Here is a 14,748-nt window from a genome sequence, read left to right on the forward strand (position 1 = left end):
ACCCCCCCGACCTACCCCGCGGGGGACCCCCCCCCCCGCCCGGCCCCGGCGGCCCCCCCCCCGCCCCCCCCCGGGGGGGGGGGGGCGGGCCCCCCCCCCCCCCCCCCGACGCCGTGGAGACAGCCCGGTTGGTCATCAGCGAGCTGGTGACCAACGCCCTGAAGTACGCTCCCGGCCCCGTCCTGCTGGAGCTGCGGCTGGAGGGCGGGCTCGTCGCCCTGTCCGTGCGGGACGGCGAGCCGCGCTTCCCGGTGGTCGGGGACACCGACCCCACCCGGGTCGGGCGGCACGGTCTGGAGATCGTGACGGCCGTCGCCCATGACGTCGAGGTGCGGCGGGAGCCCGGCGGCAAGCGGGTGACCGCCCGCGTCGTCCTGGACGGCGCGACGGCGCCCGCGCCCGTACCGGCGCATGATGGGAGGCGGCACCGGGGTCGGCCGGTGACCGGCGGCGGAGGGCGGGCTGGTGCCTGTGGACAGGGCGGACGGCGACGGTGACACCCTGGGCGCGGTCCTGGCGGACGTGCTGGCCTCGGCCCACCGGCTCGCGCCCCGCGCGATCCCCCTCCTCGTGGCGGACGCCGGGCGGCGGCTGGGCCTGACGGAGGCCCGGGTCTACGTGGCCGACCTCCAGCAGGTGGGCCTGGTGGCTCTTCCCCTGCCCGAGCAGGCGTCGCGGCTCGCGGCCGGCGAGGGGGCCGAGGAGCTGGAGACGCTCCCCGTCGACAATTCGCTCGCCGGACACGCGTACCGCACCGAGACGGCGCGGCTCGGCCGGCCGGCCTCCGGGGGCGGGGAGCGCACGGGCTGGATCCCGATCGTGGACGGCATCGGCCGGATGGGCGTGCTGCGGGTGACCGCGCCGGAGCTCGATCCGCCGCTGCTGCACCGGTGCGAGGCCCTCGCGGGTCTGGTCGCCATGATCCTGGCCACCAAGCAGCCGTTCAGCGACGTGCTCGCCCAGACCATGCGCACCCGGTCGATGCGGCTCCAGGCCGAGCTGCTGTGGGCGTTCCTGCCGCCGCGGACCATCGGCACGGCGACGGTCACCTCCAGCGCCGTGCTGGAGCCCGCGTACGAGGTCGGCGGGGACGCGTACGACCACAGCCTGGCCGGAGACCTGCTGCACCTGTCCCTGCTGGACGCCATGGGCCACGACCTCGCGTCCGGCGGCTGCAGCGCCGCCGCGCTCGCCGCCTGCCGCTCCACCCGGCGCGCCGGCGGCGGGCTCGACGACATCGCGGTGGAGATCGACCGCACGCTGGAGCGCTGGATCCCGGAGCGGCTGCTGACCTGTGTCATCGGCGACCTCGACACCACGACCGGCCGGCTGAGGTGGATCAACTGCGGCCATCCCGCTCCCCTGCTGATCCGGGACCGGCGCATCGTGACCGGCGCTCTCGACCGCGCTCCCCACCCGCCCCTCGGACTGACCGGTTACGGCATCGCCGCCCCGCCCGTCCACACCTTCCAGCTCCAGCCGGGCGACCGGCTGCTGCTGTTCACCGACGGAGTCATCGACGCCCGCTCCGCGACGGGCGAGCTGTTCGGCGAGGAGCGCCTGGCCGACATCGTCGTCCGGGCGCTGACCGAGGGTCTTCCGGCGCCCGAGGCGCTGCGGCGCCTCCTCCAGCACATCCTCGTGCACCAGGACCGCCGTCTGAGCGACGACGCCACCATCCTCCTCGCCGAGTGGCATCCCGGGCGCCGCTGAGCCACGGGGGCCGGGGCGCTTCCCGCCCGGGGTCAGCCGGGCAGGCGGGCGAGCGCGGCCAGCACCGGTGCCACGCCGTCCTCCGCGGCGAGACCGTCGGCCAGCGCACGGGCGCGCGTGGTGTGGGAGCCGTCCCGCGTCGCCCGGCGCAGGGCCTCGGCCAGGGCCCCGGCGGTCAGCCGGCGCAGCGGCACCGCGCCGGGGGAGGTGCCGAGCGCGGTCAGCCGGGACGCCCAGAACGCCGCGTCGAACTGGACCGGCACCGGGACGGACGGCACGCCGGCCCGCAGGACGGCGCCGGTGGTGCCCGCTCCCGCGTGGTGGACGACGGCGGCGGTCCGGGGGAAGAGCAGGGAGTGCGGCACCTCGCCGACGGTCAGGATGTCGTCGCCCCGGGCGGACAGGCCCGCCCAGCCGCTCTGCACGATCCCGCGCACCTTCGCGGCCCGCAGCGCGGTGACGATCTCGCGGCTCAGCCGTTCGGGGTCGGGGACGGTGGCGCTGCCCAGTCCGACGAAGACGGGCGGGGGCCCGGCGGCGAGGAAGTCCTCCAGCTCTCCGGAGAGGCGGGCGCCGGGCGGCTCGTGAGGCCACCAGTACCCCGACACGTCGAGGCCGACGGGCCAGTCCCGGGGGCGGGGGACCACGCGTTCGCTGTAGCCGTGGAGCACCGGCCGAGGCCTCCGTCCGGCCCGGCCCGGCGCCGCGATCCCGTGCCGCCGGGGCAGGGACCGTACGGCGTCCGAGAACATCAGCTCCACCGACGTCATGACGGCCCGTCCGCTCAGCCTGTTCCCCACGGACCCCAGGGGCCGGGTCCCGAGGACGGGGGCGGGGAACTCGCCGGTCGGGTGGAGGGGTTGGAGGTGCAGTCCCAGAGCCGGTACCGACAGGGCGTCCGCGAGGGCGTACCCGAGCGGGCCCAGCGCCCCGCCGACGAGCAGGACCTCGCCCTCGCGCGCCGCCGCCACGAGCGTCCCGGTCATCTCGTCGACCGCTCGGCGGGCCATCGACACGAGCCGTACGAGCTTGCCGGCGCCGGTCCTCGCGTCGTGCAGCCGCGCCCCGCGCGCGGAGTGGAGTTCGGCGCGGGGGTCCACCGGAAGCGCGCGGAACCGCACCCCGGACCCCGCCACCAGCGGCTCGAACACGCCGTGGGTGGCCAGGGTCACCTCGTGCCCGGCCCGTACGAGACCGGCACCCAGACCCGTGTACGGCGCGACGTCGCCGCGCGACCCCGCCGTCATCATCACGATGCGCACGCCGCCAGTCTGCCCCGCCGGGGACGCGACCACGCGGAGGACCCGACCGCGCGGTCCGGCCCGTCTTCCGTCAGGACCGTTCGAGCAGTGCCATCAGGGCGCGGGCGGCGGGGCTGGTGGCCTGCGGGGGCGGGAGCAGCGCGACCGTCTCGTAGACGGTGTCGGGCACGCCCCGCACCGGCAGGGCGCGCAGGGTCTCGCGCTTCTGCCGGAAGTGGCGGGGGACGGCCGCCACGCCCAGGTTCTCGTCGACCAGGTCGAGCAGGCTGTGGACGTCGTTGACCTCCAGCGCCACCTTGCGCCGGACGCCGGCGGCGGCGAAGGCGGCGTCGGTGGCCCGGCGGGGTCCCCAGTCGGGGTGGAAGTCGACGAAGACCTCCGCGGCGAGGTCGGCGGGGGCGAGGGGCTTCCCGGCCGTCGCGAGCGGGTGCCCGGGGTGGCACAGCAGGGTCATCGGCTCGGTGGCGAGCGGCACGGCGCGCAGCTGGTCGGAGTCGGCGCGTGTGCGGTAGGCGAAGGCGAGGTCGAGGCGTCCGCCGGAGACCTCCTCGGCCAGGTCGAGGGAGGCGGACTGGCGCAGCCGGATCTCCACGTCCGGGTGCCGGCGGTGGAACGCGGCCAGGAGTCCCGCCGCGTACACCCCGGCGACGCACTGCTCGGTGCCCAGTGTCAGGGTGCCGCGCAGCACGCCCTGGACGGCGGCCACCGCTTCGCGCGCGGTCCGCACCTGGGCCAGGATCCGCTCGGCCTCCCCCAGCAGGGCCCGCCCGGCCTCCGTCAGGGTCACCTGGCGGGTGGTCCGGACGAACAGGGGGGCGCGCAGCTCGCGCTCCAGCGCCCGGACGGACGCGGACAGGCCCGACTGGGAGACCATCAGGCGTTCGGCGGCCCGGGTGAAGTGCCGTTCCTCGGCGACGGCGACGAAGTGCTGGAGGTGGCGCAGTTCCATGACTGAGAAGCGTATCCGCTGAATCCCATCGGATTCTCCTGTTGGACCGATGGTGGGGGGTGGGTGCAGATTGGTCGGCGTCCGGTCCCTGGAGCCGGCACCCCTCGACCCATGGAGCCGCGTTGTACACCGCACACCCCGACCGTTACGCCGACATGCCCTACCGCCGTGCCGGGAACAGCGGCCTCAAGCTGCCCGCGCTGTCGCTGGGCCTGTGGCACAACTTCGGCCCCGACCGCACGGCGGAGGGACAGCGGGCCATTCTGCGCCGCGCCTTCGACCTCGGGATCACCCACTTCGACCTGGCGAACAACTACGGCCCGCCGCCCGGCGCCGCCGAGTCCGCCCTCGGCGCGGTCCTCGCGACGGACTTCGCGCCGCACCGCGACGAGCTGGTCGTCTCCACCAAGGCCGGGTACCTGATGTGGCCGGGCCCGTACGGCGAGTGGGGATCGCGCAAGTACCTGCTGTCCTCGCTGGACCAGAGCCTGAACCGCCTGGGCCTGGAGTACGTGGACGTCTTCTACTCGCACCGCTTCGACCCGGAGACTCCCCTGGAGGAGACGATGGGCGCCCTGCACTCGGCGGTCCAGCAGGGCAAGGCGCTCTACGTCGGCGTCTCCAACTACTCGGCCGAGCAGACCCGCGAGGCGGCCCGCATCCTGGGTGAGCTCGGCACCCCGCTCCTCATCCACCAGCCGCGCTACTCCCTGCTCGACCGGCGCCCGGAGTCCGAGGGGCTGCTGGACGCGCTCGACGAGCTGCGGGTCGGGTCCATCGCCTACTCCCCGCTGGAGCAGGGCCTGCTCACCGGGCGCTACCTGAACGGCATCCCGGAGGACTCCCGGGCCGCGAGCGACAGCCCGTTCCTGCGCCGGGACGCCGTCACCGAGGACCTGGTGGACCGGCTGCGCGCGCTGAACGCCCTCGCGGAGGAGCGCGGCCAGACCCTGGCGCAGCTCGCCCTGGCGTGGGTGCTGCGCGGGGGGCGGGTGACCTCGGCCCTGATCGGCGCGAGCAGCACCCGCCAGCTCGACGACAGCGTGGCCGCCGTCGCGAACCTCGACTTCGACGCCGAGGAGCTGGCTCGCGTGGACGCCCTGGTCGGCCCGTGAGCGGGCGGGGCCGGCGCCCCGCCCCTCGGTGGGCCCGTCAGAACGCGAACACGCCGTGGTCCCTCAGGTCGACGGACATGGCGCAGGTGTTGGAGAACGTGTGCCGCCAGCTGACGCGCTCGCCCTTCCACACGCCGTCGGCGGAGACGGTGATCGGGTCGTAGTGCAGGGGACAGACGCGGTCCGGCGCCGGGGCGGCCAGCAGGCGGTCGAGGGACCCGGAGGTGGCCGCGAGCGCCGCGCAGGCGGCCTCGGGGTCGGGGTGGGTGCCCTGGGCCGTCGGTGCGCAGCTGAGGGTGGACGCCCGGACCACCGTGGCCGCCTGCTCGTCGCCCTGGGCGACGGTCAGCACGAGGGCCGAGGGGGCGTACAGGCTGGCCGGCGCGGCCTGCGCCACGCCGGCGGTGCCGGCGAGGACGAGGAGGGCGGAGGCGGATACGGCGGCGATACGGTGACGCACGACAGGATGCTCCTTCGAAGAAGAGGGATCTCGCAGAAGATTTCTGCGAGTTCCGGGTTCGACGCCGCAGATACTGTCGTGAACGAAGGTCGATCACACCTCGATGGCCTACTTACGGACAAGTCCGCCGATGCACTGCTACCGACCGAACGTTCTGCCTGTTCGACGGGGTGAGGACACCCCGCCGGCTCGCCGGGGCGGGTCCGCGGCCCGGGAGCGCGGGCCCGGGATCACGGGCCCGCGCTCCCGCTCAGGGCCTCTGGTGTTCACCTTCCGTGCATGGAAGATGACCGATTGCCATCGCTCCTCGAACGGTCGGTCACAGCCAGGGCAGCTGTTCGGCCGCGTAGCGGTAGGCGCGGAAGACCGAGTTCTGGGCCCCCGCCGACGACTCCAGGCCCACCCCGTCCCCGAAGGACCGGAACTGCGGCACCACGAACTCCCACACGACCTCGCCGCCCGGTGTCACCTCGAAGAGCCGTCCGAACGATCCCTCCGCGATGAAGGTGTTGCCGTTGGGCAGGCGCTGGGCGCTGGACATGTAGGGGCTGTAGAAGTTCTGCGGCGGGTTGTCCTGGTAGGACCAGACCTCCTCGCCGGTCAGCGGGTCCAGCTCCAGGACCCGCGAGTACGGCACGGAGGTGGTGTCGCGGTAGCTGCCGTTGTCGAAGACGAGGACGGTGCCGCCGGGCAGCTCGTGCGGGTGGTGCTGCTGGGCCAGCACGTCGGGACCGATGCGCCACAGGACCGAGCCGTCGGCGCGGTCGATCGCGACGGCGGAGGACGCGCTGCGGAACCCGAGGACGATCGAGCCGTCGGCGCTCTCGTTGACGGTGTTGGCCATGGGCCAGTGCTCGCGGGCGAAGTGCCGGTCGAGCGGGAAGTCCTCGGGGTCGAGGTGGTCGATGGCGGCCCAGCGCCACACCTCGCTCCCGTCCCAGGCGAGTTCGAGGACGACGTCCCCGTAGATCACCCCGCCCGGCGCCTCGGAGCCGGGGATGCCGCCGCGGATCCGGGCGGCCTGGTCCGGCTCCAGCGGCTCGACGACGGTGACGACGAGGTTCCCGTTGCGCAGGATCGAGGCGTCGTGGTGGTGGTACGGGTGCCGCACCTCGCGCAGGACGGTGGAGTCCGGGGCGAGCTCCTGGAAGATCCCCCCGTGGTAGACGTCCCAGATCGGGAAGAGCGTCGGGCCGCCGGTGTCCTTGGCCGCGTAGAAGAGGTTGCCGTTCGGCAGGAGCTGCGCGTGCCGGCCCGGCGGGTGCGGGGAGTTCCAGGTGTGCGCGGGCCGGCCCTCGATGTCGACGAGGTGGATGTCACCGGAGCCGGTGATGGGCGTGTAGAGGGTGTAGCCGCCGTAGGTGCGGGCGGGGTCGTGGGCGATCAGGCCGACGCCGCGGCGGCGCAGGGTGTTCTGGTCGACGGTCATGGACGGGGTCTCCTCGTACGGTACGGATGAAAATCGATCGGGGGGCGGACGCGGGACCGCGCCCGTGGGAACGGGCGGCGTCGGGGCGTGGTGCCGTTCAGCGCACGGTGACGGCGGCCGGGTCCACGGCCTTCAGCGGCGCGGGGTCCAGGTGCCGCAGCAGCGCGGCGCGGTCGGCGGAGCCCGGCAGCTTCTGGGCGGTCTTGGCCCAGGCGGCCTCCTCGGTCAGCTGGACGAGCAGTTCGGACGAGAGCGTGGAGCCGTACGCGTACCGGGGCTGGAAGGCGGCCACGTAACCGGCCTGGAGCGCCCCCTTCGCCTCCGCGAGGACGTCCTCGCGGGCCCCGGCCGGATCCGCGCCGATGCGCGCCTCGGCCTTCCGCAGGGCGCGGAGCACGGCGGTCGTGGTCTCCTCGGTCGCCTCGGGGCCGGCGACGAGCAGGGTGCGGGCGGTGTAGCCGGTGAAGGAGAGTTCGGCGTACCGGTCACCGAGGGCGGTCCGGGCGGAGTCGTAGAAGCTGGGGAAGGTGACCCCGGCCTCGACGTCGCCGCGCGCGAGTGCCGGGGTGACCTGGTTCGGGGCGAGGTTGACGACGGTCACGTCGGCGGCGGTCAACCCCGCGGAGGCCAGCATCCGCGAGAGCGCGTACTCGACGTTGGTCCCCTGCGGAACACCGACCTTGCGCCCCTTCAGGGCGGCGAAACCGGTGATCCCGTGGTCGGCGCGGGTCAGCAGCCGCCAGTCGGAGAACCGGGACAGGTCGGCGACGACGCGCAGCTCGCGGCCGCCCAGCGCGGCCGTGACGGCGGGCAGGTCTCCGACGACGCCGAGCTGCGCCTGCCCGCCGAGCACGGCGTTGAGCGCGTCGCGGCCCGTCGGCCGGGTGGTCACGGCGGCGGTGATCCCTTCGCTCGTCCACAGCCCCCGCGCCTGCGCCACGTGGACGGGCGCGCCGCCGAGGTGGTCGCTGGTGGCGAGCGAGACCGTGTCACGGCCGGCGGGCTCCGAGCCGGCGGCGCAGCCCGTCGCGAGGGCGCCGGCGAGCACCGCCGCCAGGAGGGCGGCCAGCGCGCGGGCTCTGGCCGAGGCGCGGGGGCCGGGCAGGGCGCGGGGTCTGGTCGAGGCGCGGGGGTCGGTCAGCGCGCGGGGTCTGGTCGGAGTGCGTCCGGGCATGTCGGGTCCTTCCGGGGAACGGGGAGGCGAGAGGGAAGCGGGAAGTGGAGGGGCGGAGGGTCACCGCTCCGAGCCGAGCTGTCGCGCGATCAGCGACCGCAGGCCGGGGGCGGGATCCCGGGAGGGCCCGCCGGACGGTGCCTGCCCGGCCCCCGCCGGTACGGACTCCGGCGTCGCGGCCGCGCGCTCCGGCACCTCGTGGTCCGCGAGCACCCGCCCGGGAGTGCCGCCGAGCACGACGACGCGCTCCGCGAGGGCCAGGGCCTCGTCGATGTCGTGGGTGACGAAGAGGACGGTGGTGCCGCGCCGCCGCCACAGTTCGCGGAGCAGGGTCTGCATCCGGGTCCGGGTGAGGGCGTCCAGGGCGCCGAAGGGTTCGTCCATGAGCAGGACCTCGGGCTCGGCGGCGAGGGCGCGGGCCAGCGCGACGCGCTGCTGCATGCCGCCGGAGAGCTGGGCCGGGTACTTCTCGGCGCCGTCCGCGAGTCCGACCTCGGCCAGGGCCGCCAGGGCGCGGCGGCGTCGCTCCGCGCGCGGGAGTCCGAGGCGCTTGAGGGCGAACTCGACGTTGCCGCGTGCGGTGCGCCAGGGGTAGAGCGCGTAGTGCTGGAAGACGACGCCCCGGTCGGGCCCGGGTCCGCGCGCCGGGGCGGCTCCGGCGGTGACCCGGCCCTCCGAGGGGCGGGTGAAGCCGGCGACGAGGTTCAGCACGGTGGACTTGCCGCATCCGCTGGGCCCCAGGAGGGCGGTGAAGGATCCGGCGGGGAGGTCGAGGTCGATCGGATCCAGGACGCGGGCGGTGCCGTACCGGACCGCGGCGCCCTCCAGGCGTACGTCCTTGCTCATGAGGCGCTCCAGTGGACGATCCGCCGGCCGAGCGCGGCGAGGAGGAGGTCGACGACGACACCGAGCAGCCCGAGCACCAGCAGCCCGGCGAACATCCGGTCCACCCGGAGGAACTGCCCGTCCACCTGGAGCCGGTACGCCAACCCGCTGTCGGCTCCGCCGAGTTCGGCGGCCACGAGGGCGAGGAGGGCGACGGAGGCGCCGTACCGCAGCGCGGCCAGGAGCGCGGGCGCGGCGGCCGGCAGCAGCACCTCGGCGAACCTGCGGTGGAGCGGGGCGCCGAGTGTCCGGGCGGCCCGCAGGTGGGAGACGGGGACCCGGGACACGCCGTCGTGGACGTACAGCCAGACGGCGAGGAGGACGGCGTAGGCGATGAGCAGGCGCTTCGCGGTCTCGCCGACGCCGAACCAGGCGGTGGCGAGCGGCACGAGGGCGATGGCCGGGATCGGCCGCAGGAAGGAGACGATCGGCGTGACGGCGGCCGACAGCTTCGGGAGGTACCCGGTGGCGAAGCCGAGGGCGCCTCCGGCGACGGCGCCGAGCGCGAAGCCCTGGCCTGCGCGGGCCAGGCTGGCCGCCAGGTCGGCGGCGAGCAGCCCGCTGCGCGCGCTGTCGGCGAGCGCGGCGGCCGTCCGGCCGGGCGTGGGCAGGAGGCCTGGCGCCACCGCTCCGGACCGGGCGAGCAGGTACCAGAGCGTGAGCACGGCACCGGCGGCACCGAGGGCCGGCACGAGCCTGCCGCGGGCCCGGCCGGGCGGTGAGGGGGTGACGCGCACGGGGCAGCTCCTTGTTCGGCCACAGAACTTCATAAGCAGGGTCAATAATTGACGACGCTTATGAAGGCTGTGTTGCGGCGGCATGAAACGTCCCCGGGCCCCCGGGCGCTCCGGACCCGATGAGGTACGTTCACCTGCGTGTCCCGACCAGAACCCACGCCCGAGGCCATCGAGGTCGGCCGGGTGGTCCGGAACTGCCGCAAGCAGCGCGGCGTCTCCATGGCCGTCCTCGCCGCCCGTTCAGGCCTCTCCCAGCCCTTCCTCAGCCAGCTCGAACGCGGCCTCACCACCCCCAGCCTCAGCTCGATCTACCGCATCGCCGAGGCCCTGGACGTCACCCCGGGCACCTTCCTCCGCCCGCCGGCCCGTCCCGGCGCCGTGACCCACGAGGCCGACCCGCAGGTCATCCGCGTCAGCGAGACCGCCGGCCAGATCGCGCAGGTCCTCATCCCCGGCGGCCGCAGCTCCCTGATGGAGGCCTACGAGCACCACTTCGAGCCCGGTCGCGGCGAGCGCGGCTGGTTCGAGCACCCCGGTGAGGACTTCCTCTACGTCCTGGAGGGCGAGATCGTCCTGGAGGTCGAGGGCGAGCCCCCGCTCACCCTGACGGCGGGCCAGAGCGCCCATCACCGGGGCGAGGTCCCCCACCGCTGCCGCCTCCCGGGGCCGGCCCCCGCCCGCACCCTCCTGGTGATCGCCAACGCCTGACCCGCTTCCGCCCGCCGAACGGCGCGACGGCGGCTCCGGACGGGTCAGCCGCTCGCGGAAGGGGCCGGGTCGGGGCCGAGTTCACGGATCTGGCGCACGGCGCGGGAGAGCACGAGGACGCCGACGACGATCAGGCCCGCGCCGACGGCCTCCGGCAGGAGGTACCAGCCGGTTCGGATCGTCTCCCGGAAGAGGAAGACCCCGATCAGCAGGCTGACGAGGGCGTCGCCGATGGTGAGCGCGGGCTGCGAGGCGGCGAGCGATCCCGCCTGGAGGGCGTTCTCCAGCAGCAGGACGGCGGCCACTCCCGTGGCGGCGAAGCCGTACGTCTGCCAGCTGGTGAGGAACGCGGCGATCCCGTGGTCCGCGAAGGCTCCCGCCGAGGACTTCAGCAGTGCCGCGGTCAGGGCGTTGGCGACGGCCGCCGCGGTGCCGAAGCAGACGGCCCGGCCGAGCGGGGAACGGCGCCGGGCCACGAGCACCGCGACGCCGATCGCGCCGAGGCAGGCCGTCAGCACGACGGCCCACCGGGTCATCGGCGCGTCGCTGGAAGCCCCCGTCGGTGCGGCCGCGCCCAGGAGCAGCGCCAGACCGGCCACCACGCCGGCCACCGCCCACCAGCCGGAGGCCGGCAGCCGCCGGTGGAGGAGCGGCATCGCGATGACCAGCGCGAAGGGCAGCTCCAGCACGAAGACGGGCTGCACGAGGGACAGCGGCCCGAAGGACAGGGCCAGGGCCTGGAAGAGCGCCGCGCCCACCACCCCGGCGATGCCGACCAGCCAGACGGGACGACGGGCCAGGGTCAGGATCAGCCGCAGGCCACCGCCCTGGGGGACGGTGGCCGCGGCCTTCCGCTGGAACACGGTTCCGGTGGCGTTGCTGGCCGCCCCGAGGACGGCGAAGACGACGGCGAGGAGGAGCACACCGGCCACGTTCCCCCGGCCGGCACGGGTCCACGACCGGCCTCGTCGGGGATTGGGCCGATCGGACGCACGCGGCCCCCCGCCCTCGCGATCGGACGGGGGCGCGCCGGAGGCGGCTCGCCGGGAGGTCAGTCGGCGTGGAGCGCGTCGCGCAGCGCGTCGATCGCGAGCCGCCGGGCCACGACGGCCGCGCGGGTGTCGCGCAGGCTGTCCAGGAGCAGGAAGTCGTGGACCATGCCGGCCACCCGGACCGAGGTCACGTCGACGCCGGCCTCGCGGAGCCGGTTGGCGTACATCTCGCCCTCGTCGCGCAGGACGTCGGCCTCGTCGGTGATGACGAGCGTGGTGGGCAGGCCGCGCAGCTGTTCGAGGGTCGACCGCAGCGGGGAGGCGTGGTGCTGCCTCCGTTCGGCGGGGTCGGTCGTGTAGGCGTCCCAGAACCACTTCATGCCGTCGCGGGTCAGGTAGTACCCCTCCGCGAACTGCAGGTAGGACGGTGTGTCGAAGTCGGCGTCGGTCACCGGGTAGAGCAGGACCTGGGCCTTCAGGTCGAGGCCGTCGTCGCGTTCCTGGTTCATCAGCGCGAAGACGGCCGACATGCAGCCCCCGACGGACTCACCGGTGACGGCCACGCGTGAGACGTCCATCCCGTGGTCGGCGCCGTTCTTCCGCACCCACTGCCCCACCGCGTAGTTCTGCTCGACCTGCGTGGGGTACTTGGCCTCCGGAGCGCGGTCGTACACCGGGAAGACCCCGACGGCGCCGGCGCCGACGACGAGCTCGCGGAAGAGCCGGTCGTGGGTCTTCTCGTCACCGAAGACCCATCCCGCGCCGTGGATGTAGAAGACCACGGGCAGCTGGCCGCTGACGCCCTTCGGCCGGATGACCCGGGTGCGCACCGTGCCCCACTCCCCCGCGTCCACGTCGACCCACTCCTCGTCGACCTCGGGTCGTGGCACGCCCTCGCCGCTCTGGAGATCGGCCAGGATCGCCCTGCCCTGCTCCGGCGGGACCTCGTAGATCCGCGGGTGCGGGTCCGTCGCCTCGGCCAGTTCCTTCGCGGCGGGCTCCAGATAGGGCGTGACGGGCGGGGGAAGCTGCGTCATGAACACTCCAGTGTGTGGTGCCCCGCTACGAGGCGCGACCCCCCTGTGGATCTCCCCGGGTTCCATCGTGACCGCTTCCGGGCTCGGCGCAACCGGTGTCCGGGGCCGGGCGGTCGCCGACGGGTGGGGCGGTCTCGGCACGGCTCTCTCCGGCGAGGCGTCCGAGGTCCGTGGTCAGCGAGGCCAGCCACGCCATGGTCGCGTAGTAGGCGTGCGGCGTGCCGGGCGGGGCGTCGGGGAAGAGGGTGGGCGCCCGGAGGCCGGAGGGCGGCAGCGGCGTCTCCGGGGTGTCACCGGTGGGGTCGGTGCGGGCGGAGATGAGCAGCATCCGGGCCGCGACCCGGTCGCCCGCCCGGACGACGGCCTCGGTCGGGCGGCTGTCCAGCGGCGGGACGTCGACCGGCTCCGGGGGGACGAGGAGCCGGTCGACGCCCCAGAGCGTGTGGTGCCCCGTGATGAGCGCGGCCTGCCAGTCCTGGCCGCCCGGCGGCCGTGCCGGTCCCGTCGGCTCGCTCTGGTACTGCGCGTACGCGGACTCCGCCATGACCAGGGCGTGCTGGAGCGACCTGCTGCCGGGCGCGGAGAGCACCGGTACGCGCCGGCCGCCCGCCGCGGTCCGGGCCGTCGTGGCCACGACGATCTCCGCTGCGACCCGCAGCAGCACCGCGACCGAGCGCCGCAGTTCGTCGTGGGCGCCGCGCGGCCAGGCGAGGAGGCCGAACACCGCGCCGATCGCGCTGCCCGTGACCACGTCGAGCAGCCGGAACTCGGCGAGCTGCCAGGTCGCCGGGGCCAGTTGCGCGAACACCAGGGCGACGACGACGGTGAACAGGGCCTGCGACCATCCGACGCCCTTCACCGGTCCCAGCGTGAAGGTGACGAGCATCAGCGGCGGCAGCGCCACCGCGTACACCTCGATGTCGGTGCCGACGAGCGCCAGCAGGGCGGCCGCGAGGAGCGCGCCGACGAGGGTGCCGGTGAGCGCCCTGCGTACCGTCGTGCGGGTCTCCCGTACCGTCGTGCGGGTCAGCGTCAGGGTGGCCAGGAGGACCCAGAAGCCGTGCGGGAGCGTGTCGACGCCGGCGATCAGCCGGGCCGCCGCCAGCGCGAGGCTGATCCGTACGGCGTTCTGGAAGAACACCGACCGGCCGCCCACATGGCCCGACAGACGCCGCCACCACAGCTGCGGGGCCCGCATCCGCGCGTACCAGAAGCGCCCCGGCGCCGGTGCGGCGCCGGCCCTGCCCCGTACGGCGAGGTCGGCCGCGGTCGACATCGCGAGCGCCGCGTCCGTGACCTCCAGGAGCGCGGCGGTGCGGCGCTGCGCGGCGGGCAGGGCGTCCTCGGCCGTGGTGAGCGCCCTGCGGATCCGGCTCAGCCGGGTGTGGGCCCGGGCGTCCGGGGTTCCGCCCCGCAGTCCGACGGCGGTCTCCCCCGCCACGTCCGCGACGGCCCGCAGCACGTCGGGGTCCTCGACGCCCACCGCACCGGCTCCGGCGGCTCCGGGCGGCGCCACGCCCGGCGCCGGCGGTGGCAGCGCCGCCAGCCTGCCGAGCAGGGTGCGCGTCGCCAGGCCCGTGTGGGCCAGCGCCCTCTGGCGCACACCCGCTCCGGCGGGCCTCTCGGCTTCCGGGACCTGGGAGGAGCGGAGCTCTTTGCTGAGGGTGCGGGCCGAGTCGCGCAGGGCTTCGGGCAGGGTGTACGGCGCCGACCGCAGCCGCTCGGCGCAGCGCGCCACGCCGTCGGCGGCCCGGGCGGCCCTTTCGCGGTAGGGCAGCGCGCCGGGCTCGGGCAGCAGCGTCAGCTCCGCGACGATCAGCAGGGCGATCCCGAAGGTCGCCCCCGCGAGCCGTTCGCCCAGCGTGCCGGGCGCGTAGGGCGGGAACGACGGCAGGATGTACATCAGGTGCAGGCCCGTGGCCGCGCCCGCGAACCGTGGTCCTCCGACCGCCATGAAGGCCAGCGTGAACCCGACGACGAGCATGCCGACGACGGCGCTCCAGGTCCGCACGGACAGGTAGGTGCCGAGCGTGATCAGCGCCCAGCACACCGGCACCGCGCCGAGCAGCAGCTCGGCCCGCTGGCGTCCGGAGCCGGGGAGGTGGGACAGGCCGGCCATGGCGATCGCGCCGAACAGGGCGTAGGTCGCGCCGACCGACCAGTCCAGGCCGTAGAGGAGGACGTAGAACCCGGCCGAGGCGGCGATCGTGACGCGCAGTGCCCTCCGCCCCGCCGTCCGGTAGGCGGGCGGGGGCCGTCGCGGGAGCGCGCCAGGCATGCTCCCAGC

14 protein-coding genes are annotated in these 14,748 nt (G+C 75.1%); 4 read left to right on the forward strand and 10 right to left on the reverse strand.

From position 1 onward, the window contains the following. Positions 1-128 precede the first annotated feature (128 nt). Positions 129-497 (forward strand): ATP-binding protein, encoded by a 369-nt coding sequence (locus ACF1BN_RS35200; protein ID WP_392335665.1) that lies wholly within the window; start codon positions 129-131, stop codon positions 495-497. Beyond that, positions 466-1,713 carry a PP2C family protein-serine/threonine phosphatase gene (locus ACF1BN_RS35205; RefSeq protein WP_392335666.1) on the forward strand — a complete coding sequence of 416 codons (1,248 nt, stop codon included), beginning with the start codon at positions 466-468 and terminating at the stop codon, positions 1,711-1,713. Before ACF1BN_RS35200 ends, ACF1BN_RS35205 begins: the two co-directional genes overlap by 32 nt. A gap of 32 nt (positions 1,714-1,745) precedes the next feature. Here ACF1BN_RS35205 and ACF1BN_RS35210 read toward each other — a convergent pair whose 3' ends face one another. Both ACF1BN_RS35210 and ACF1BN_RS35215 read right to left on the reverse strand, forming a co-directional pair. Continuing rightward, the gene (locus ACF1BN_RS35210; protein ID WP_392335667.1) at positions 1,746-2,975 is read right to left on the reverse strand and encodes a glycosyltransferase; all 1,230 of its coding nucleotides are present in this window, start codon (positions 2,973-2,975) and stop codon (positions 1,746-1,748) included. 70 nt (positions 2,976-3,045) lie between these two features. Beyond that, positions 3,046-3,924, reverse strand: a complete 879-nt coding sequence (locus tag ACF1BN_RS35215) for a LysR family transcriptional regulator (RefSeq protein ID WP_392335668.1) — start codon at positions 3,922-3,924, stop codon at positions 3,046-3,048. 122 nt (positions 3,925-4,046) lie between these two features. Between ACF1BN_RS35215 and mgrA the strand changes: the two genes are divergently transcribed. Beyond that, the gene (gene mgrA / locus ACF1BN_RS35220) at positions 4,047-5,039 is read left to right on the forward strand and encodes an L-glyceraldehyde 3-phosphate reductase (protein WP_392335669.1); all 993 of its coding nucleotides are present in this window, start codon (positions 4,047-4,049) and stop codon (positions 5,037-5,039) included. A gap of 37 nt (positions 5,040-5,076) precedes the next feature. Here mgrA and ACF1BN_RS35225 read toward each other — a convergent pair whose 3' ends face one another. From ACF1BN_RS35225 to ACF1BN_RS35245, 5 genes are all read right to left on the reverse strand, one after another. Then, on the reverse strand, positions 5,077-5,499 hold the full coding sequence (locus ACF1BN_RS35225) for a subtilase-type protease inhibitor (protein WP_392335670.1): 423 nt from the start codon (positions 5,497-5,499) through the stop codon (positions 5,077-5,079). Between the two features lie 319 nt (positions 5,500-5,818). Next, entirely contained in the window at positions 5,819-6,928 is a 1,110-nt protein-coding gene (locus ACF1BN_RS35230) for an aryl-sulfate sulfotransferase (protein ID WP_392335671.1), read from the reverse strand. A 97-nt stretch (positions 6,929-7,025) separates the two neighbouring features. After that, a complete protein-coding gene (locus ACF1BN_RS35235; protein ID WP_392335672.1) occupies positions 7,026-8,102 on the reverse strand; it encodes an ABC transporter substrate-binding protein in 1,077 nt (358 codons plus the stop codon). Positions 8,103-8,162: 60 nt separating this feature from the next. Continuing rightward, positions 8,163-8,948: an ABC transporter ATP-binding protein gene (locus tag ACF1BN_RS35240; protein ID WP_392335673.1), complete on the reverse strand. Its 786-nt coding sequence runs from the start codon at positions 8,946-8,948 to the stop codon at positions 8,163-8,165. Then, the gene (locus ACF1BN_RS35245; protein ID WP_392335674.1) at positions 8,945-9,724 is read right to left on the reverse strand and encodes an ABC transporter permease; all 780 of its coding nucleotides are present in this window, start codon (positions 9,722-9,724) and stop codon (positions 8,945-8,947) included. The genes ACF1BN_RS35240 and ACF1BN_RS35245 overlap by 4 nt, the downstream gene beginning before the upstream one ends. A gap of 138 nt (positions 9,725-9,862) precedes the next feature. Here ACF1BN_RS35245 and ACF1BN_RS35250 point away from each other — a divergent pair, with 138 nt between their 5' ends. Next, on the forward strand, positions 9,863-10,432 hold the full coding sequence (locus ACF1BN_RS35250) for a helix-turn-helix domain-containing protein (RefSeq protein WP_392335675.1): 570 nt from the start codon (positions 9,863-9,865) through the stop codon (positions 10,430-10,432). A gap of 44 nt (positions 10,433-10,476) precedes the next feature. On the opposite strand, the gene ACF1BN_RS35255 is transcribed toward ACF1BN_RS35250, so the two are convergent. The 3 genes from ACF1BN_RS35255 to ACF1BN_RS35265 all read right to left on the reverse strand — a co-directional run bounded on the left by ACF1BN_RS35255 (position 10,477) and on the right by ACF1BN_RS35265 (position 14,739). After that, on the reverse strand, positions 10,477-11,355 hold the full coding sequence (locus ACF1BN_RS35255) for a DMT family transporter (RefSeq protein ID WP_392335705.1): 879 nt from the start codon (positions 11,353-11,355) through the stop codon (positions 10,477-10,479). 128 nt (positions 11,356-11,483) lie between these two features. Beyond that, positions 11,484-12,461 carry an alpha/beta hydrolase gene (locus ACF1BN_RS35260; protein WP_392335676.1) on the reverse strand — a complete coding sequence of 326 codons (978 nt, stop codon included), beginning with the start codon at positions 12,459-12,461 and terminating at the stop codon, positions 11,484-11,486. A gap of 25 nt (positions 12,462-12,486) precedes the next feature. Further along, positions 12,487-14,739, reverse strand: a complete 2,253-nt coding sequence (locus tag ACF1BN_RS35265) for an FUSC family protein (RefSeq protein WP_392335677.1) — start codon at positions 14,737-14,739, stop codon at positions 12,487-12,489. Between the last annotated feature and the right edge of the window lie 9 nt (positions 14,740-14,748).

This window comes from Streptomyces sp. NPDC014861, assembly GCF_043081625.1.
Classification (GTDB): Bacteria; Actinomycetota; Actinomycetes; order Streptomycetales; family Streptomycetaceae; genus Streptomyces.

Coding starts and splice junctions, on each gene's coding strand:
- ACF1BN_RS35215 (WP_392335668.1), bottom strand. CDS start 3,924: ATGGAACTGCGCCACCTCCAGCACTTCGTCGCCGTCGCCGAGGAACGG.
- ACF1BN_RS35230 (WP_392335671.1), bottom strand. CDS start 6,928: ATGACCGTCGACCAGAACACCCTGCGCCGCCGCGGCGTCGGCCTGATC.
- ACF1BN_RS35235 (WP_392335672.1), bottom strand. CDS start 8,102: ATGCCCGGACGCACTCCGACCAGACCCCGCGCGCTGACCGACCCCCGC.
- ACF1BN_RS35240 (WP_392335673.1), bottom strand. CDS start 8,948: ATGAGCAAGGACGTACGCCTGGAGGGCGCCGCGGTCCGGTACGGCACC.
- ACF1BN_RS35260 (WP_392335676.1), bottom strand. CDS start 12,461: ATGACGCAGCTTCCCCCGCCCGTCACGCCCTATCTGGAGCCCGCCGCG.
- ACF1BN_RS35265 (WP_392335677.1), bottom strand. CDS start 14,739: ATGCCTGGCGCGCTCCCGCGACGGCCCCCGCCCGCCTACCGGACGGCG.